Annotated in this window: 19 protein-coding genes; 12 read left to right on the plus strand and 7 right to left on the minus strand. The window is 56.9% G+C overall.

Annotated features, from left to right (window positions below; genetic code table 11):
- Nucleotides 1-21: 21 nt before the first annotated feature.
- Nucleotides 22-1,074, minus strand: a complete 1,053-nt coding sequence (locus ACGKZZ_RS13500; protein ID WP_411224197.1) for a LacI family DNA-binding transcriptional regulator — start codon at nucleotides 1,072-1,074, stop codon at nucleotides 22-24.
- Nucleotides 1,075-1,209: 135 nt separating this feature from the next.
- On the opposite strand from ACGKZZ_RS13500, the gene ACGKZZ_RS13505 reads away from it, so the two are divergent.
- The 8 genes from ACGKZZ_RS13505 (at nucleotide 1,210) to ACGKZZ_RS13540 (ending at nucleotide 8,039) form a co-directional block, all read left to right on the plus strand.
- Complete coding sequence (locus ACGKZZ_RS13505) at nucleotides 1,210-1,395, plus strand: hypothetical protein (RefSeq protein WP_411224102.1); 186 nt, start codon at nucleotides 1,210-1,212, stop codon at nucleotides 1,393-1,395.
- A 23-nt stretch (nucleotides 1,396-1,418) separates the two neighbouring features.
- Nucleotides 1,419-2,567 carry a TRAP transporter substrate-binding protein gene (locus ACGKZZ_RS13510; protein WP_411224103.1) on the plus strand — a complete coding sequence of 383 codons (1,149 nt, stop codon included), beginning with the start codon at nucleotides 1,419-1,421 and terminating at the stop codon, nucleotides 2,565-2,567.
- 131 nt (nucleotides 2,568-2,698) lie between these two features.
- Nucleotides 2,699-3,211 carry a TRAP transporter small permease gene (locus ACGKZZ_RS13515; RefSeq protein WP_411224104.1) on the plus strand — a complete coding sequence of 171 codons (513 nt, stop codon included), beginning with the start codon at nucleotides 2,699-2,701 and terminating at the stop codon, nucleotides 3,209-3,211.
- 12 nt (nucleotides 3,212-3,223) lie between these two features.
- The gene (locus tag ACGKZZ_RS13520) at nucleotides 3,224-4,549 is read left to right on the plus strand and encodes a TRAP transporter large permease (protein WP_411224105.1); all 1,326 of its coding nucleotides are present in this window, start codon (nucleotides 3,224-3,226) and stop codon (nucleotides 4,547-4,549) included.
- Nucleotides 4,550-4,561: 12 nt separating this feature from the next.
- Complete coding sequence (gene hisD, locus ACGKZZ_RS13525) at nucleotides 4,562-5,869, plus strand: histidinol dehydrogenase (protein WP_411224106.1); 1,308 nt, start codon at nucleotides 4,562-4,564, stop codon at nucleotides 5,867-5,869.
- A complete protein-coding gene (locus tag ACGKZZ_RS13530) occupies nucleotides 5,862-6,623 on the plus strand; it encodes an SDR family NAD(P)-dependent oxidoreductase (RefSeq protein WP_411224107.1) in 762 nt (253 codons plus the stop codon). The genes hisD and ACGKZZ_RS13530 overlap by 8 nt, the downstream gene beginning before the upstream one ends.
- A complete protein-coding gene (locus ACGKZZ_RS13535; RefSeq protein WP_411224108.1) occupies nucleotides 6,620-7,600 on the plus strand; it encodes an alcohol dehydrogenase catalytic domain-containing protein in 981 nt (326 codons plus the stop codon). Before ACGKZZ_RS13530 ends, ACGKZZ_RS13535 begins: the two co-directional genes overlap by 4 nt.
- Before the next feature lie 28 nt (nucleotides 7,601-7,628).
- Complete coding sequence (locus ACGKZZ_RS13540; RefSeq protein WP_411224109.1) at nucleotides 7,629-8,039, plus strand: universal stress protein; 411 nt, start codon at nucleotides 7,629-7,631, stop codon at nucleotides 8,037-8,039.
- A 44-nt stretch (nucleotides 8,040-8,083) separates the two neighbouring features.
- On the opposite strand, the gene ACGKZZ_RS13545 is transcribed toward ACGKZZ_RS13540, so the two are convergent.
- The 6 genes from ACGKZZ_RS13545 to ACGKZZ_RS13570 form a co-directional block, all read right to left on the minus strand.
- On the minus strand, nucleotides 8,084-8,449 hold the full coding sequence (locus tag ACGKZZ_RS13545; protein ID WP_411224110.1) for an Hpt domain-containing protein: 366 nt from the start codon (nucleotides 8,447-8,449) through the stop codon (nucleotides 8,084-8,086).
- The gene (locus tag ACGKZZ_RS13550; RefSeq protein WP_411224111.1) at nucleotides 8,449-9,393 is read right to left on the minus strand and encodes a response regulator; all 945 of its coding nucleotides are present in this window, start codon (nucleotides 9,391-9,393) and stop codon (nucleotides 8,449-8,451) included. The genes ACGKZZ_RS13545 and ACGKZZ_RS13550 overlap by 1 nt, the downstream gene beginning before the upstream one ends.
- Before the next feature lie 577 nt (nucleotides 9,394-9,970).
- On the minus strand, nucleotides 9,971-10,423 hold the full coding sequence (locus ACGKZZ_RS13555) for a response regulator (RefSeq protein WP_411224112.1): 453 nt from the start codon (nucleotides 10,421-10,423) through the stop codon (nucleotides 9,971-9,973).
- Between the two features lie 9 nt (nucleotides 10,424-10,432).
- Entirely contained in the window at nucleotides 10,433-12,175 is a 1,743-nt protein-coding gene (locus ACGKZZ_RS13560; RefSeq protein ID WP_411224113.1) for an ATP-binding protein, read from the minus strand.
- Between the two features lie 69 nt (nucleotides 12,176-12,244).
- Nucleotides 12,245-14,269 (minus strand): ATP-binding protein, encoded by a 2,025-nt coding sequence (locus ACGKZZ_RS13565; RefSeq protein ID WP_411224114.1) that lies wholly within the window; start codon nucleotides 14,267-14,269, stop codon nucleotides 12,245-12,247.
- Nucleotides 14,270-14,638: 369 nt separating this feature from the next.
- Nucleotides 14,639-15,139, minus strand: coding sequence for a MarR family winged helix-turn-helix transcriptional regulator (locus tag ACGKZZ_RS13570; protein WP_411224115.1), 501 nt, complete (start codon nucleotides 15,137-15,139; stop codon nucleotides 14,639-14,641).
- Nucleotides 15,140-15,376: 237 nt separating this feature from the next.
- Between ACGKZZ_RS13570 and ectA the strand changes: the two genes are divergently transcribed.
- From ectA to ACGKZZ_RS13590, 4 genes are read left to right on the plus strand one after another with little or no spacing between them, the layout of a single operon-like run.
- Nucleotides 15,377-15,910: a diaminobutyrate acetyltransferase gene (gene ectA, locus ACGKZZ_RS13575; RefSeq protein ID WP_411224116.1), complete on the plus strand. Its 534-nt coding sequence runs from the start codon at nucleotides 15,377-15,379 to the stop codon at nucleotides 15,908-15,910.
- Between the two features lie 56 nt (nucleotides 15,911-15,966).
- Nucleotides 15,967-17,259, plus strand: coding sequence for a diaminobutyrate--2-oxoglutarate transaminase (gene ectB, locus ACGKZZ_RS13580; protein ID WP_411224117.1), 1,293 nt, complete (start codon nucleotides 15,967-15,969; stop codon nucleotides 17,257-17,259).
- Nucleotides 17,260-17,265: 6 nt separating this feature from the next.
- A complete protein-coding gene (locus ACGKZZ_RS13585) occupies nucleotides 17,266-17,661 on the plus strand; it encodes an ectoine synthase (protein WP_411224118.1) in 396 nt (131 codons plus the stop codon).
- A 2-nt stretch (nucleotides 17,662-17,663) separates the two neighbouring features.
- Nucleotides 17,664-19,097 (plus strand): aspartate kinase, encoded by a 1,434-nt coding sequence (locus ACGKZZ_RS13590; RefSeq protein WP_411224119.1) that lies wholly within the window; start codon nucleotides 17,664-17,666, stop codon nucleotides 19,095-19,097.
- Nucleotides 19,098-19,126: the final 29 nt, after the last annotated feature.

Consider the following 19,126-nt stretch of genomic DNA (forward strand, 5'->3'; position numbering starts at 1 on the left):
CGGCCGCTTTGCTGTCCGGCGTCATCCGTCGGCCTGTGGTGAACGGGCATCCGCGATCACGGGCGCTGCCAGTGAGCCGCGCAGGACGACATGCGTCTCCAACTTGACGGATTTGCCTGGGCCTTGACCTGTCACCATCAGCACCAGTTCTTGCGCCGCGCAGCGTCCCATTTTTCTGTGCGGAACGTGGACCGTCGTCAGTTGCGGCGTCGTGATCCGGGCCAGCTCGATTTGGTCAAAGCCCGTAATCGAAACATCCTGAGGGACGCGCAGACCCATCTCTTGCGCTTTGAGCAACGCACCGACGGCCAGGACATCGTTGCCGCATAATACCACGGAGGGGCGCGGCGACCGAGCCATCAGCGTCTCCATCGCCACGGCGCCGTTATCTATTTCGTAAGGTGTTTCCACAACGGTCAAGCAGTCGGCGCTCAGTCCATGTGCCGCAAGAGCGTCTTTCAGCCCGTCGATCCTCAATCGTGCACGATCATTGCCCTCGCTGATGCCCGAGATCATCGCGATGTTGTCATGGCCCAGTCGAATGACTTGGTCAGCGAGCGAATACATGGCGTGTCGATTGTCAAACCCGATGGACGGAATGCGCCCGTCTTCCAAGTAAGACCACGCCGCGACCACCGGCATTTTCTGACGATCCAGATAGTCGTATATCCGGGCGTCGCGATCGTGCCCGATGAGCAGGAGCCCGTCCGCGCCACGGGCTACCAGAGTGCGGATCTGCTCTTCCTCGATTTGGGGTTGGTACGCAGAGCTGGACACGAGAAGCGTGTACCCGAGGCTGTATAGCTCTTCTTGAAACGCCTGCAATCCGCGGGCGAAAATGGCGTTCTCCATCGTTGGGATGATCGCCCCGATGGTGAAGGTGCGTCGCGCGGCCATGACTCGCGCGGCGAAGTTCGGTGTATAGCCCAGTGTCTCGACCGCGTTCATGACGCGGCGACGAGTGTCTTCGAACACGCGGTCCGGAGCATTGAGGCAACGCGACACGGTCGCCGTCGAAACGCCCGCAATTCTGGCGACATCATTCAGAGTCGGAGCTGACCGTGTCATGCGGATTCGAACTCCGTGTGTGAGGTTCATGACGACATTAGCACAGTCAAAGCAGAAGAAAATAATGAAATGTAAGCGCTTGCATTGCGAATATGAGCGCTTAAGGTGAAAGCAGGGCCGATTCCCCAAGGAGACATGCCGATGTTCCTCATTGCGTCCATTCTGACCTTCGCCATCTATTTTGCGAATGTCTTATCGGGAGCGTTTACCGGAACGACCTTTATCGGAGATGTGGGAGAGATGCTGGTTCTGCTTGCCGCAACAGTCTTATTCGTTGTGGCAATCCTGAAAAGGGAAGCTGACCGAAACAAGAAAAACGGCGGCTGAAATGACTCAACGGGAGGATACACATGGACACCGATCATATCGAACTCGCGTCGGAGGAGCGGCGTAATTTTCTGAAGATCGCGGCGACAGGCGGCTTCACGGCGGCCATCGTCGCCGGTGCCAGCGGCGCTCTGTTTTCCAGCGAAGCGGCAGCGCAAACAGCCAACGAAGAGCGTGATCGCGAAGCAGCGGCGGACCACGTCATGACGTTGGCCACCGAGTATGTCATCGGAACGACGCGCAGCTATCCGATGATGCAGTTGGACGTGAAGGAAAATCTACAGAACGCGTCGAATGGTAAAATTTATGTAAAACTGGCTCCGGGCGGTCAGTTGGGCACCGGGTCCGCGCTTGCGCAAAAGGTGCAGGGTGGCACGATCAATGCCGGGCAATTCTCACTGTCGAATTTCGCACCCTTCGCGCCGGCCGTCGACCTGATCAACATGCCGTATTTCTGCGGCGCCAATCAGCGTTTCGTGAACCTTGTCACGTCGGATATCTGGAAAACCGAAGTGGATGCGATGGTCGAGCAGCGCGGTTTCAAGCCGATGTTCTACTTCTGCATCGACCCGCGCGTGATGGCCGTTCGCAAGGGCGGTGGCGGGCCGATCATGACACCGGGCGATCTGCAAGGCATCAAGTTCCGCGTGCCGGGCTCAAAGATGCTGCAGCAGTTCTATCGCATGGGCGGTGCCAATCCGACGCCCGTTGCCTGGGGCGAAACACCGTCGGCGATCAAACAGGGCGTCGCGGACGCGCTCGATCCAGCCGTAGGCGCGCTCTACGCGTTTGGCTTCAAGGATATTCTGAGCCACGTGACCTTTACGCAGGCCGTGCCGGACAGCCAGACGTATGCCTGCAATCTCGAATGGTACAATACCCTGCCGGGCGATGTGCAAGAGGCTATCGAATGGGCCTCGGAGATGAGTTTTCACCAGAACCTCGCCAAGGTGCCATCCGCACGGGCCTATGCCATGGCCGAAATGAACAAGAGCGGTGTCGAATTCCATTCCCTGAGTGATGACCAGCTTGCCGAATGGCAGGATACGGTCGGTTACCAGCGCTCGGAATGGGACGAGTACAAAACGGAACTCGCAGGCTCCATGGAGACGTTCGACAAATTGGTCGAGGCCGCGGGAACCAGAGGCAAGTACTACGTCCACGACGCCTGATCGAGCACCAACGGGGCGGGTGCCTGTACGGGTGCCCGTTCCAACCTGCCCGCACAAGATACGCCAGAACGGGACACATAGACTGGTCGGCAGCGCCGGCACCGGATGTTTTGTGATCTCTCGGAGGATATATGGAGACATTGCGAACCATCGACCGAAATGCCGAACGATGGCTGCTTCTGGTCTTCTATGTGATGCTCGTCATCACGATGGCGATCGAGGTTCTGCGGCGAGAGATATTTTCCTACTCCTCGATCTGGGGTGAGGAAATCGTCCGCTATACCTTTATTTATCTGGCTTGGATCGGTGCGTCTGCGGCCATCAAGGATCGCGCGCATATCCGGATTGATGTGATCATGCACTATCTCGGCCCGCGCCTTAAGGCGCTGCTCTACATCTTTGGTGACGTCGTGATGTTTCTGGTCGCGATCATTGCGCTCTACTGGTCTCTCGAGACAGTCCAAGTTTCGGCAAATTTCGGTTCGGTCACCGCAGGCTTGCGGGTTTCGCAGGTATGGTTCCTGATGGCGGTTCCGACAGGTTTTGCCCTGATGATCTGGCGGCTCATTCAATCCTTGCTTCGTGATGTGAAGTCCCTGCGTGACGGGACCGACGTTTACGAAGGCGACAAGCTGTTTGATTGAGGGAACAACCTGATGTGGCCGCAAATCAATCAAACGATCGAGCTTGGCTGGGATTTCTATGTACCGGTGATCCTTTTCGTGTCCCTGATCGCACTGGCTGTTCCGGTCTGGGCAGCAATCGGTTCGGCCGCGATCATCATGTTGGTGATGTCAGGCGATCTGCCGCTCAGCGCGGTGGGGGAAAGTCTGTTCACCGGCATCGACGCGTTCGCGCTGACGGCGGTGCCGCTGTTTATCCTGACGGGTGACGTGCTGGTGCGCACGGGGCTGTCACGCAAGTTTCTGGACGTGGCAGAGGCGCTGACCTGTTTCGCCAAGGGCGGGTTTGGATCGGCCACGGTACTGGTCTGCGGCATGTTCGCGGCCATTTCAGGATCGGACGCCGCGGGTGCCGCCGCCGTGGGTCGCATGACCATCAGCCGTTTGGTCGAAAGCGGCTATCCACGCCCCTATGCCTGTGCGCTGGTCGCGGCAGGAGCCTGCACCGGCATCCTGATCCCGCCGTCCATCGCCTATATCATCATCGGCCTTGTGCTGGGAATCTCGGCCTCGACGCTGTTTCTGGCCGCCTTGATCCCCGGTCTTGCGATCCTTGGCGCAATCCTGATCACCAACATCATCGTCAACCGTATCTACAATTACGAGGGCGGTGGGAGTTTGAGTTTCGGGGAGTGGGCAGGCAATCTTGGACGCTCGCTCAAATCCGGGTGGTACGCGTTCATCGTGCCGGGCATCATTTTCTACGGTATCTTTTCGGGCCGCCTCACTCCGACCGAAGCCGGTGCCACCGCAGTCGTCGTCACAATCTTCATGGGCTTCATCCTGCGCACCTTGAGCCTTGCCGATTTTCCCGCGATGCTGCTCAGTTCCGCCAAGGTCAACGGAGTGATCCTTCCGATCATCGCCTTCTCGGCACCGCTCGCAGAGGCACTGGCCATCATGGGCGTTCCGCAAGGGTTTGTGACCGCCGTCACGTCGCTGACCGACGAGCCGTGGCTTCTCATCCTGTTGATGATCGGAATCCTGATCGCCGCCGGCTGCGTGATGGAGACAACGCCGAACATCGTCATCCTCGCGCCGATCCTGAAGCCGCTTGCGGACAATATCGGCATGAACGAAATCCAGTTCTGCATCATGATGATCACAGCGCTCGGCGTCGGGTTCATCACGCCGCCGCTGGGTCTCAACCTTTTCGTGGTCTCGGGCATCACCGGGGAATCCATTCTCAAGATCGCGGCGCGCGCGGTGCCATTCGTCTTGAGCATGCTGATCGTGGTCTTGTTCATCGCTTATGTCCCGGCGCTGTCGACCACCTTGCTTCCAGAAATCTACAAATAGGACGGTTCAAACATGCCCCGCGAATATTTGAAAAAAGCAACGCTGACCGCAAAATCCGACGCGTCCGAAGTGCATGAAACGGTCAAGGCCATCCTCGATGATATCGAGAAGGGCGGCGACGCGGCAGCGATGAACTATGCCAAGAAGTTCGACCGGTACGAGGGAAACATTGTCCTGACCGAAGCCGAAATCGAAGCAGCCTGCGCCCTGGTGCCCGACAAGCTGAAAGACGATATCCAGTTCGCACATGACAACGTGCGCCGCTTTGCCGAAGCGCAGAAATCGACACTGACGGATGTCGAGATCGAGATCGTGCCCGGAATGATCGCCGGTCAAAAGGTCATCCCGGTGGACGCGGCGGGATGCTATGTTCCGGGTGGCCGCTACAGCCATATCGCCAGCGCCATCATGACGGTGACCACTGCCAAGGTCGCAGGCTGCCGTCATATCACTGCCTGCTCGCCACCACGCCCTGACGTGGGTGTGGCACCTGCGATCGTCTATGCCGCCCATATCTGCGGCGCAGACAAGATCCTTGCGATGGGAGGCGTTCAAGGCGTTGCGGCGATGACCTTCGGACTGTTCGGCCTTCCGCGCGCCAACATCCTTGTCGGCCCCGGCAACCAGTTTGTCGCCGAGGCGAAGCGTATCCTTTTTGGTCGCGTGGGCATCGACATGATCGCCGGACCCACCGATAGCCTCATTCTGGCGGATTCCGGGGCCGACGCGCATATTGTGGCAACCGATTTGGTCAGTCAGGCCGAGCATGGGTATAATTCGCCGGTGTGGCTGGTCACCGATGATCGTGCGCTGGCGGAAAAGGTCATGGCGCTGGTGCCCGACCTGATCGACGATCTGCCTGATGTGAACCGCGACAACGCCTTTGCCGCGTGGCGCGACTATGCCGAGGTGATCCTGTGCGACAACCGCGAGGAGATGGCCGCCTGTGCCGACGAATACGCACCCGAGCACCTGACAGTGCAGGCCGCTGATCTGGATTGGTGGCTGAACCGCCTGACCTGTTACGGCTCCCTGTTTCTGGGCGAGGAAACCACCGTCTCCTATGGCGACAAGGCCACCGGCACGAACCACGTCCTGCCCACGTCCGGCGCGGCAAGCTACACCGGCGGGCTGAGCGTGCACAAATACATGAAGGTGGTCACTTGGCAGCGTGCCACCCGCGAAGGCGCGCAGCGCGTCGCCGAGGCAACGGCGCGGATCTCGCGGCTCGAAGGGATGGAAGGGCATGCGCGGGCCGCTGATGTGCGGCTCGCCAAGTACTTCCCCGACCGAAATTTCGACCTGTCGGCCAATGACTGACCCGGCCGCGTTGTACGATCTGACTGGCCGCGTCGCCGTCATCACCGGCGCAAGTTCCGGTCTCGGCCGGCGCGCAGCTATTGTGCTGGCCAGCGCGGGTGCAAAGGTGATCGGCGTTGCCCGACGGGGAGGAGCGCTCGGCGCATTGAAGGCAGAGATCGGCGCTGCCTGCGAGACCGTCGAGGCAGATGTTGCCGACCGCTCAGGACTGGAGATGCTGCGCGATGCGGCCAGCGCCCCGTTTGGCCCCCCCGACATCCTGATGCACGCCGCTGGCATCAACACACGCGAACCAGCCGATGACGTCACGTTCCCGGGTTGGGACAGGACAATCGCTCTGAACCTCTCGGCGCCGTTCTTTCTGAGCCAGACATTCGCACCCGCGATGAAAGCCAAGGGGTGGGGCCGGATCGTGAACTTCGCCTCGCTTCAAACCACCCGCGCCTTTCCCGGCGGCATCGCCTATGGAGCAAGCAAGGGCGGTATCGGGCAACTGACCCGCGCCATGGCCGAAGCATGGTCGCCGCACGGGATCACCGCGAATGCGATCGGACCGGGGTTCTTTCCGACTGAGCTCACCAAGGCCGTGTTCGACGATCCGGCGCGCGCCGATCGTAACGCGGCGCAAACCTGCCTGCGACGCAACGGGCGGCTGGAGGATATCGACGGGCCGGTTCTGTTTCTGTGCTCCGACGCATCGGCCTATGTGACCGGACAAATCCTGATGGTGGACGGAGGGTTTACCGCGAAATGAAAGCGCTTGTGTATGACGGAGTCGAAACGCTTGGCTACCGCGATGTGCCCGACCCGGTGCCTGCCGAGGGCGAACAACTGATCCGCGTCTCGGCCGTGGGCATCTGCGGGTCCGACATGCACGCCTATCTCGGTCACGACGCCCGCCGCCCTGCGCCTTTGATCCTTGGTCACGAAGCCGCCGGCACAATCACCGGGGGGCCGAAAGATGGAACACGCGTCACCGTCAACCCACTTGTCACCTGTCAGACCTGCGCTGCCTGCAAGTCCGGACGCGAGAACCTGTGTCCGGACCGTCAGATAATCTCCATGCACCCGCGCGAGGGCGCTTTTGCACAGTTCCTCGCGATACCAGACCGCAACCTGATCGACGTGCCGGATGACAATCCGCTTCGCAAGGCCGCGCTTGCCGAGCCTCTCGCGGTAAGCTGGCACGCCGTGAAGATAGCGTTGCAGGCCTTGCATCCCGATATGGATCGCGACGCGCTGGTGATAGGAGGCGGAGCGATCGGCCTCGCAGCCGCGCTTGCACTGAACGCGATGGGCGTGCGTCGGGTTACGATTGCGGAACCGCAGGCGGCACGGCGCAAGTTTCTTCAAACCACCTGCCATCAGACCGTCACCGAAGCCGCAAGCGGACCCTATCCCCTGATCATCGACGCAGTCGGATATTCCGCGACCCGAGCGATTGCCTCCGCCTGTGCGGCGCCCGGCGGCGTCATCGCGCATGTTGGGTTGGGCGAGGATTCAGGCGGTCTTGATGTCCGGCGAATGACCTTGCAGGAGATAACGTTCATCGGCTGCTATACCTACACGGCAGAGGATTTTCGTGAGGCCGCGCAGGCCATTTTCGACGGCCGCATGGGCGCGCTCGACTGGACAGAGAGCCGTGCGATGAGTGATGGGTTTTCCGCGTTTCAAGCGCTACACTCGGGGCGCATCGCCGCGCCGAAGATCATTCTCGATCCTTGGAGCTGACGGATCGAACACCTGAGAGGAGACACCGATGTATCAACGAATCCTGGTCCCAATGGCACTTGATCACGACATCTCACCGCAAACGCTGGAAGTGGCAAAGGCATTATGCGGACCTGATGGCGAAATAATCGGTCTGCATGTGTACGAAGCGCCCCACGAATCCGTCCGGGCATATCTGGACGAAGAGATTCTGAAAGAAGGATACGAAAGCGCGCGTGCCCTTCTGCATGAAAAGGTCAAAGGGCTGGAACGGGTCACTCCCAAGATCATTCGCGGTCATACCTCGCGTTCGATCATTGATTATGCGGCCCGCAACGATGTGGATTGCATCGTCATCGGATCGCACAGACCCGGCCTCAGTAATTTCTTTCTGGGATCGACCGCCGCTCGCGTTGTGCGGTTTGCCACATGCGCGGTGCACGTCTACCGTAGTGGGTAAAAGCGCAATAGCGGGTAGTCGTGACGATCCGGCTTGGGTTGGACCTAGGTTCTTTGATGCTCGTCAATTATCTCTGACAAGAACTGGGTCATCGCAATGATCTTGTCGGCGATTATCACAACGTCCGAATTGTCGCCGGCGCGATACGCTGCAATCCGCAACTCCAATTCGGACGCGTGTTCGCCGAGCCGCGAATGTCCGACTGACCCGGCCACACCTGCTATTTTGTGTAGTTCCTGCTCGATACCGTGCAGGCTTCCCAAGATGTCATCACCTTGGGAAATTGAGTCGAATAGATGCAGAATGCGCGCCAACCTTTCCGGTAACGAGGCGATAAATTTGCTCTGAATCCTCGCCAGCGTATTTTGAAAGGCCATTGACGGCCCTTCGCAGGTGCGTTGATCCAACATCAAGCGACGCCTTTCCAGAGGAACGGATCCGCGTTGGGCGAGATTGTCTTAACAAGTTCGGTTTTGACCTCCGCAAGCAATGCCTTGGGCGAAAAGCCGTTCAGCAAACTCGGCCGCCGGGTTTTTCCGATCTTCACCGAAATAACGTGATCTTCCCGAAGATACATGGAGGAATACAAGCTTCCCAGCTCGGCATTGACGAGAGCCGCGAGTTCACTGTTATCCAGATCCACGGGTTTGGGGAGCACTGCCACAAACCGCCCCGATCCCGCGTAAGACAGCAATGGCCGGTATTGCTTGATGTTATCCAGAAGGATGGCGCAGACATCGTTCAAAATATCCACAAATTCATCCTGGGGCAAAGATGCGAATAGGTCAGAGCTGTAATCAAGCTCTATCCCAAAGGCACATACACTCGACATGCGCATTCTGCCGATCGTCAGAAGATAATTTTCCAACGCCATATAATCGAGAAGGTTATCCCTTTGCTCCAGCGGAACTGGATCAGAGTATTTCCAGATTCGCGATCCTGCTGTGGCGGAGTTATGACTTTCTACTTTCGCGTTTAGTTCCGATATACGTGCAAGCATATTCAATCGCGTCGAGATCTCGGCCGCTTGGATTGGCTTCGCGATGTAGTCATTTGCGCCAGCCGCAAAGGCCTGATCAATCGCGTCACGTTGTTGGATTGAGGTTATCATGACAATTGGTGTTCTTGCCAATCTGGATTGTTGACGAACCTCTTTCGTCAGCGTGATCCCATCCTTATTCGGCATCTGGATGTCAAACAACATGCAATCGAACATGTCAGTCGCAGTGTCGATCTCATGTAAAGCTTCCATCGCTGACATCACCGCAGTGACGTTGCTATAACCGATCTCGTTCAGGGTAGAGACGAGAAGTTCGAGAAAGATGGGATCATCATCGACAGCGAGAATTTTCATGGCTTTTAGAACCTTATTTGAACGCGTATGGCGTCGGTCTGTAATGGTGCCGCACAGAGCTGTTCCTGAAGGATGATGCTTGAACTACCTCTACAGGTCGTGCTGACGGCTCTGAACCAAATCTAAAAGCAAAGTTTGGCGAAAATTTGTCGTAAACAGTGGGTGATCAACAATCGAGTGGATTGTCATTGCTGGTCTGCAAACAATGCCCACCGAATGCGGGGATTGGATGTTTCGCCATTCAAACTGCCTCCTTTATGCCTCTGTTGAACCTTTTTTATAACCAGGTTTTCAACCGGCTGCGAAACAATGTTGGTTTTCTTGCGATCACCTCTGTGATGATATGCGGCTACAGTGCGAATTTCTTTAGGGATCTTGTAAGCCGATACCCGTAAAACAACGAGCAAGTTGATTGCAAAATTATTGGGCGTTGGGTCTTAAACGCCGAATTGGCGTAAGAAAGGGATTTCGCCTGATGAAGAGGGTGCGAACACCCGATGCGCATCATCATGGATCAATGAACGATGCCGATAAATCGGTTTGATGAATCCCGCCAACGACATCGCTAAATTCCGACTCAGCCAGAACTTGATGCAACCACGTCCAGTTTTTCATCCCAAACGGAACGGATCTGTTGACCTAATGTCATCGGATCGAAAGGCTTCGTAATGACGGCCAACGCACCTGCTTTCAATAACTCCACAGATACGGAATCTTCGGCTTTTGCAGTCATGAAGATGACCGGGATATGTTTCAAGTCGGGGCGTGACTTGATCACATCCCACAACTGTGGACCGGTGGTTTCCGGCATCATGACGTCCAGCAATAGCAGATCTGGGATTTGATCTTCAATTTCCGCAAGTGCTTGGGACGCCGATGCTGCCTGTCGCAATTCATAGGAGTCGACCATGGTCAAAGCCATCTTTGCGATGTCCCGAATGTCGTCATCGTCATCGACGTGAAGGATGGAAGAGAGCTGTGACAATTGATGTCTCCTGAAGCGATCTGCGGCTCGAACAATATTCGACATGGCTAAGTATCACGCTGCATCTTGCTTACCAAGGTGCAACGGTTCCTTCTTCATCAGGTCGAAGTAAAATACGGTGCCTTTTCCGATCTGGGTTTCAAATGAAATACGGCCCTTGTGCAATTCGATGATCCGCTTGCAGATCGTCAAGCCCAATCCCGTGCCGGGCCTTGAATACTTGGCTTCGTTTTTCACTTGGAAAAAGCTGTCAAAGATATTGCTTCGGGCACTGTCGGGGATTCCCGGACCAGTATCAGTGACGCAAACCCGCCAATAGTCTCCCATGCTTTTGACAGACAGGCGAACGGTTCCGTCAGGGGGGGTAAACTTGGCCGCGTTCGACATCAGGTTGGCAAGCACCTGCATCAACCTGTCGGGGTCCGCTTCAACCGAGCACGCCTCTTGGCAGGGTTCGACGACGAAATTCACTCCCGTGTCGTTCCCGTACGAAGAATGGGCTTCTGCCGCTTCATTCAGAATGTCGGAAAGATTGACGCGCTGTGCGGTAAAGCTGATTTCTCCTGACTCAATCTTTTCAAGGTCCAGGATATCGTTGACGATCGAAAGAAGTCGGTCACTGTTGCGATGCGCGATCCCGATCATCTTTCGTGACTGGGCGTTCAAATCGCCCAAGGCGCCGGATTCGAGCAAGCGCAATGCGCCCTTGATGGAGGTCAACGGAGTGCGTAACTCATGGCTGACTGTCGAAACCGACATCAGCTTCAATTTTTCGGCTTTGATACGCTCTGAAACGTCGCGTACGACGGAAATGAGACACGGGTCGCCGTCAATTCCTTTCCCGAAATGCGTCACCACCTCAACCGGGCCGGTGTCGTGCATGACTTGAATGCGGACTTGCGCTGTTTCACCCTTCAAAAGCGGCGCGAGGTAGGTTTGGAACACTGAAAGATCGAACCTGCTGAACGTATCCAGCATTGACTTTGTCCCGTTTTCATTCGCGGTCCAGCCCAATTGATCGCGGCCAGCCTGGTTCACGTAAAGAACCTTGTATGTCTCCGGCTCATAGACAAAGACCATGTCGCGCAAACTTTCCAGGACGTCATTTCGCCCTTCGTATGCAGCTTTCGCGCGCGTTGTTGTCAGGTCGGTCCGAATTGCCACGCTGCTTGAAAAGTTTCCATTTTCATCGAAACTCGGCATGACCGTGGTCTGAAAGCTCAACAAGCGGCCGTCGCGTGCCTTGAGAACCTGTTCGCCTTTCCACACCTTGCCTTGGGTCACGTGGTCGCGGACGTCGGCAAATACGTCTTGATCCGCGTAGATCAGGTGCGGTTCCTGGAAAATGATTTCATCAGGCTGGTATCCCAACGATGCGACGAAATTCTCGTTGACCATCGAGACCTTTCCCGTGTGATCGACGATACTGACGATGGTGTGTTCGTTCAGGGCACAGTCACGGATACCGACGGCGTCGGTGCAAGCCCGTGGTGGCGCAAATTTGCCGGCTTTGGCGGTGAAATATGCCATGGCATAAGCGCTTGCGGCTGCAAGCACGGTTGATCCGGCCAATATCGCCATAAGACCGTCGGAGCCGAGATTAGCAAACGATTGAGAATGCAGTCCCCACCCGGAGAACAGCGCGGCAGCGCCTGCCAGGATGGTGGTGCCGCCCGAAATGTGACGCAGGACAGCCGGTCTCGCCATGTGGTTTGTGGACTGTGCTGAACCCATAACATTCACCTTGATCTCGAAAATAACGTTTTCCCATTTGGGTTCTGCGTCGTTCGGAAACATGAATAGTCAGAAAAATGGACGAAAATAAGTCAGCATAGCAGCGTGATAGGGCAATTATTGCGGAGCGACTCAGCCGACTCGTGTCGCAAGCTCAAGTTCGGCAGAGGGCAGGTCGATCTGAACGGTCGTACCTTGTCCAATCTCGCTTTGCACATTGATGGAACCGTCGTGAAGATCGATTAGCTTCTTGACCATGGACAGCCCGAGGCCAAGGCCGCCGTGCTTACGGCTGCTCGTGGAGTCGGACTGGTAGAACGTATCAAATATCGTATTGATCTCGCTTTGGCTGATCCCTTCGCCGGTGTCGGACACTTCAATGCGGGTAAACTCTGCCCTCGGGTCTGGATGACAGGTCCGGATTGTGACGTCGCCCGCGTTGGTGAACTTCAAGGCGTTTGACACGACATTGCTGAGAATCTGGCGCAGCCTGGCAGGATCGGCGCACACGCCTTCCGCGCCGTGATCGACCTCGAGTCTCAGGCCCTTGGCCTCCGCCCGCGCCCTATTTTCTGCAATCACGTCGTCCAGGACCGCTCTCAAGTCAAGAGGTTCCATCTCGATCTTGAGAGACCCGCGCTCGATCGCGTCGATGTCCAGAAGATTGGACAAGAGGGCCATGAGCTGCTTGCCGGAAAGATCAATGTGGCCCGCGAATTTCGTGATGTCATCGCGTACTGCCTTCAACTGCAAAGCCGCAGCCTCATCGTTTGCATCCTCAAGTGTTTTTTCCAGCGATTTATATGATGGCAGAACATCGGGTTTGTTGAGAAACGCATTGTATCCAAGAACCACGGAAAGGGGCGTGCGCAACTCATGGCTCAACGCATTCAGAAAATCGGTTTTGATCGCGTTTGCCGATTCCGCGCGTTGCAAGGCCATTTTCAGCTCGGTGATGTCAACTCGCAAGCCCGCGAGTGTTCCACTTGGCGTGCGTCGCTCCTCCAGTCTCAGCCAGCGACCATCCGACAATTCCTGTTCAAAGACCTGACCGGGGTGCTTTTGAGCGTTCAGACGTTCGGCAAGCCACTCCGTTTCACGCCCGATCGCGGCAGGATAGAATTTAACGTCAAGCCCGCGACGAAGTATGGCCTCAAGGCTGGTGCCCGGTTCCATGATGTCCGAAGCAGCAGGGTACTGTTCGCGGTACTTCTGGTTGCACATGATGAGTTTGCCGTCCTGGTCGTACAAGGCAAAGCCATCACTCAAAGCATCAAGCGCTTCCTTGAGATAAATTTCGGCTTTGTCCTTTTTCGCGAACGCCCATCGAATCAGTTCCGCGATGGCAATCAGGAACAGGGCCGTGACCAAGACAACGGACCAGATCATGATGCGGTTCGGAGGTGACGTGGCCCATCCGGTCGCTGGAATGGCTTGGATCGTCCAGTTGATTCCAGCTTTCTCAAGCTTGACCGCAGCGGGGTCTGCCTCTGGGGGAATGGCTTCCCCGGTGAGCAATTGGCCGTCCTGATCCGTGACAGAAAGCCGGTAGGGCAACGATGTGTCCATCACACCGGCGCTCTGAAAAAAACCATCCGCGTCGATGACAAGTGAAACGATCCCCCAAAAAGATGATTGCGACTCGCCACTGTAATAGAGATCCACTGGCGTTCGCGTGATGAATCCGCGACCACCCTGAACAAGGTCGTTCGGTCCGTCAAATATCGTCTGCCCTGTCTCCAGCGCTTCTCGAACCGCTCCCAATTGCTCGGGGAAATCGGAAAGGTCCAGACCGACGACCTTCTTATTCGCCTCGAATGGGTAAACGTGCCGAAAGATCAGATCCGGCGCGGCGGCCACGTTGATGATATTGTCTATGTCTTCCACCAGATGCGACACCGCGCGCGTAAAGTCGCTTTGTGTGATGTCGGGTCTTGCCGCGATGGCAGCCATGACTCCCTGGCTCAGAAGCAGCTTCTCGTTCACCTCGTTCGCCAGCGCCGATTGCACTTTGTAGGCTTCCTCGAGTGTCATCAATCGTTGATCGGCGCGGTGTCGCACGAGGCTCAGATTATCGAGAACAACGCCAACCATGAGGCACGCGGCAATGATGGAGAGGACATCCACCCGGCGTAGCAAGACCCACAAGAGTTTCATGATTTCTGAATTCCCGATCCGGTGCTAGCGGATTGAATGTGTTTTACGCCCTGCGTGCCGGACGTTGCGATCTCAACTCGTAACAAACATAAGCAATACATCTTGTTGCTGTTAGTCGCTTAAGAAATCAACCCTAGATTGTTGAAATTGGCGATAAATTTGCAACATAATCGTGTTCTGAAGACACCAATGTTTCTAGCCATACCAGCACAGATGTCGATATAACACCCATGTCTTTGACCTCTCCAGGTGTGGAATTCGTAACGCGGCGGCATTTTTCGATTGGTAGGCAAAACAGGGGTTTATGGCGCGGAAATTGCCAAAATCCGTTTGCCTGCGCATGATCCAGTGGAACGACGTGCGTTCGGATCAATCGAATTTCGGGTCAACGGGCAGTTCGCCCGTGGTCAGCACCGTCGATGCATCAATGTTGATTGCGTCCAGCATGCTCGCTACCCGCTCGAGAGATGAGACCAGTTGCGCCTGCTCCCAATCGGCGAGTTTGGCGAAGGCGCGTGTGTAGCGCTGCTGAAGGGGGTCGGGGGCTTGGGCGAGCGTCTTGCGACCAAGATCCGTCATGACGACATTGATCTGGCGCCGGTCGAGCTTTGAGGATTCACGCTCGACGAGTTTGCGAGTGACCAGTTTGTCCACAAGTGCCGTGACGGTCGCCTGACTGACACGCATCTGATCGGACAGCGCTTTGGGCGTGGTGGAGTTTTTCTCATCGACAATCTGAAGCACACGAAGCTGTGCCGGGGTCATGCCTGCCGCCTGCGCAAGATCGCGCGCATAAATCTCGGTCGCGCGCAGAATTCGGCGCAGCGCGATTAGGCTTTCATCCGTGCGGTTTTGCTGGCTCGACATCATGGCGGGGATGATCGCACGAATGACGCAAATGCTTCAATCTTCTAAGCTTGTGAGGGCAGAGGTGGCGGATACCCGTGCCGTGCTCGAACTATGGTTAGATGAACAAAGCATCAAAGCCGCTGTCGTTGCGCAAAATCTAGAGTAATCCAGTTATTTCGCCGCTATGAGCGCTAGATGTTGAATTCTGCCGTGCAGCATACTATTTAGACAGTCGAATTACAAAAGAGGTCTGTGAACATGCCGAAAGATACCACTCCCACCCGAACTCGGATGCCCCGTCTGCGCAAACCGACTGCCGAGGACGGGGCCGAAATATGGGAGCTGATTCGCAGCTGTGACCCGCTTGACGAGAATTCGATGTACGCCAATCTGATCCAGGCGGACCATTTCCGCGACACATGTGTCGTCGCGGAGTTGAGTGACGAAATCGTCGGTTGGATCTCGGGTCACATGATCCCGAGCGAGGATGCCTTTTTTGTCTGGCAGGTCGCCGTCAGCCCGAAGGCACGGGGCCTGGGGCTTGGCAAGACGATGCTGAAAGAACTCATCAATCGCGATGAGGTCGCTGACGCGGCCACGATGAAGACCACGATCACGAAAGACAATGATGCGTCTTGGGGGCTGTTCCGCAGCCTTGCCCGCGACATCGGCGGAGATCTGACGGATGCGCCTTACTTCAAGGAAAACACGCATTTCGACGGCGCACATGACACTGAGCATCTGGTGACGATCACCCTGACAGGCAGCGACGAGATCAAACGCGCCGCCTAAGACGCTCTTCAATCTGAACACAAGACGATACCCTCAAAAAGGGGAAAGGATACTCTATGCCCAAGGACATGGTAGACCAGACATCAATCTATGAGCGCCGCGAAAGCAACGCGCGTTCCTACTGCCGCAACATGGATGCGGTGTTCACCAAGGCGAGCGGTTCGGAGATGTTCGACATCGACGGCAAGCGCTACATCGACTTTCTGGCGGGCTGTTCATCGCTGAACTACGGCCACAACGACCCTGACATGAAAGCCGCTCTGATCGAGCACATCTCGCGCGATGGAATCGCACACGGGCTCGATTTCCACACCGACGCCAAAAGTGCGTTTCTACAGGCGTTCGAAGACCATATCCTCGCGCCGCGCGGAATGGATTACAAAGTGATGATGACCGGTCCGACCGGCACGAATGCTGTCGAGGCTGCGGTAAAGCTCGCGCGCAAGGTCACGGGCCGTCGTAACGTGATCTCCTTCACCAACGGCTTTCACGGCATGACCATGGGCGCCCTGGCGCTGACCGGCAACAAGGGCAAGCGGGGCGGTGCGGGCACCGGATCACTGACCGACGTGACGCATCTTCCGTTCGAGGGATCGCTCGGCGAAGACGTCGATACGCTTCAAGTGATCGAGGCGATGCTGTCGAACCCGTCTTCGGGGATCGACGCACCGGCGGCGTTCATCTTCGAGCCGATCCAGGGCGAAGGCGGACTGAATGCGGCGTCTGACGAATGGATGCGTGGCATCGAAAAGCTCGCCCGTGAACACGGCGCGTTGCTGATCATCGACGACATCCAGTCCGGCTGTGGCCGGACCGGCACGTATTTCTCTTTCGAGGCGTCGGGGATCAAGCCCGACATGGTCACGCAGGCGAAATCACTGTCGGGCTTCGGCCTGCCATTCGCGGCACTGCTGATCAAGCCGGAATACGACACCTGGAAGCCGGCCGAGCACAACGGCACCTTCCGTGGCAACACCCATGCGTTCGTCACTGCACGCGTCGCCTTCGAGAAGTTCTGGGCGGACGACACGTTCGAGAAGTCGCTTGCGCACAAATCGGTCCTGCTGACCACCGCGCTGAACGATGTGGCGGAGCTCATCGACGGCGCGACCCTCAAAGGGCGCGGCCTGATGCAGGGCGTCGATGTCGGTTCCGGTGAACTGGCCGGTGCGATCTGCGCGCGTGCCTATGAACTCGGTCTGGTGATCGAGACATCCGGCGCGCATGATGAGGTGGTCAAGTACCTCGCACCGCTCACCACATCGCAAGAGGTCATGCGGGAAGGGTTCGACATCCTGATGCAGGCCACGCGCGACGTGACCAAGACACTGAAAATGGCAGCGGAGTGATATCAGATGATTGTCCGTGATTTCAACGAACTGAAAAAAACCGATCGCCATATTGCCGACGCACAGTGGACCTCGACCCGGATGTTGCTGGCCGATGACGGCATGGGGTTTTCGTTCCACATCACCATTCTCGAAGCGGGCTCGGAGCATACGTTCCACTACAAGCACCACTTCGAGAGCGTGTATTGCATGAAGGGCAAAGGCTCGATCACCGATATTGCCACCGGCGAAACCCACGCGATCAAACCCGGTGTGATGTATGCGCTCAACCTGCATGACAAGCACGTCCTGAGGGCTGAGGAAGAGCTGCACATGGCGTGCTGCTTCAATCCGCCCGTCACCGGCAAGGAGGTTCACCGCGAAGATGGATCCTACGCCCCGGCAGAGGAGCTTGCTGACTGATTATGACCCGACCTACCTATACAGTCGAAAAAATCGGCGGGACATCCATGTCCCGCGTGAATGAACTCAAGGATACGCTGTTCATCGGCTCCCGAAAGGGGGCCGACCTTTACGGTCGCGTCTTCGTGGTGTCTGCGTTTGGCGGTGTCACCGATCTGCTTCTTGAGCACAAAAAGTCCGGCGAACCAGGGGTCTATGCGCATTTCTCGAATGCGGATTCCGATCACGGCTGGCACGACGCGCTGAACCGCGTCACCGAGGAAATGCAAAAGATCAATCACACGATCCTCGATCATCCCGGCGATATCGAACAGGCGGATTCCTTCGTGGCCGAGCGCACACAGGGCGCGCGCAACTGTCTGATCGACCTGCAACGCATCTGTTCCTACGGCCACTTCCGTCTGTCCGAACACATGCTGCAAATCCGGGAGATCCTGTCCGGTCTGGGCGAGGCGCATTCCGCGTTTGTCACAACGCTGCTCTTGTGCCGCGCCGATGTGAATGCACGATTTGTGGACCTTTCGGGCTGGCGCGACGAAGGCGATGCAACGCTGGAAGAGCGCATTGCCAACGCCATGGAGCGGATTGATCCGGCAACCGAAATGCCGATCGTCACCGGCTATGCCCAATGTGCCGAGGGGTTGATGAAGCAATTTGACCGTGGCTATTCCGAGGTGACGTTCTCAAAGATCGCCGCGATGTTGGGTGCACGCGAGGCGATCATTCACAAGGAATTTCACTTGTCTTCGTCGGACCCGAAACTGGTGGGTGCCGATGCGGTGCGCAAGCTGGGTCGCACCAACTATGATGTTGCGGACCAGCTCTCCAACATGGGAATGGAAGCGATCCATCCGCTTGCGGCGAAGACCCTGCGACAGGCCGATGTTCCCTTGCGGATCACCAACGCGTTTGAACCGAACGATCCGGGCACGCTGATTGACGACCGCCCAGCCGATACGCCGGCTGTGGAGATCATTGCCGGCCTCGATATCCTGACGCTGGAAGTGTTCGAGCAGGACATGGTCGGAGTCAAAGGCTACGACGCAACCATCCTGGACGTGCTCAAGCGGCACAAGGTCAGGATCGTGTCGAAAGTGTCAAACGCCAACACCATCACGCATTACCTTGATACGTCGCTGAAAACGATGCGCCGGGTGGAAAAGGACATCGCTGCCGTCTATCCCGCCGCCGAGATCACGACGCGCAGCGCGTCAATGGTGTCTGTCATCGGTCGTGACCTGACCGGGCTTTCGGTTCTGCAACGGGCCTTGGTCGCGATTTCCAACGCCGGTCATGGCGCCATCGGCGCCAGCCAAGGACCACGCAAGGTCGATGTGCAGATCATCGTGGATCGCGACGCGCTGAACCCTGTCATCAAGGCGCTGCACGCGGACTTTATCGAAGATGCGCAACAGGAACTGTCACGCGCCGCGTAGTGACAGTAAACGCGAAAAAAGGCCCGATC

The sequence above is a fragment of the Marivita sp. S2033 genome (assembly GCF_046592965.1).
Taxonomy (GTDB): domain Bacteria; phylum Pseudomonadota; class Alphaproteobacteria; order Rhodobacterales; family Rhodobacteraceae; genus Marivita.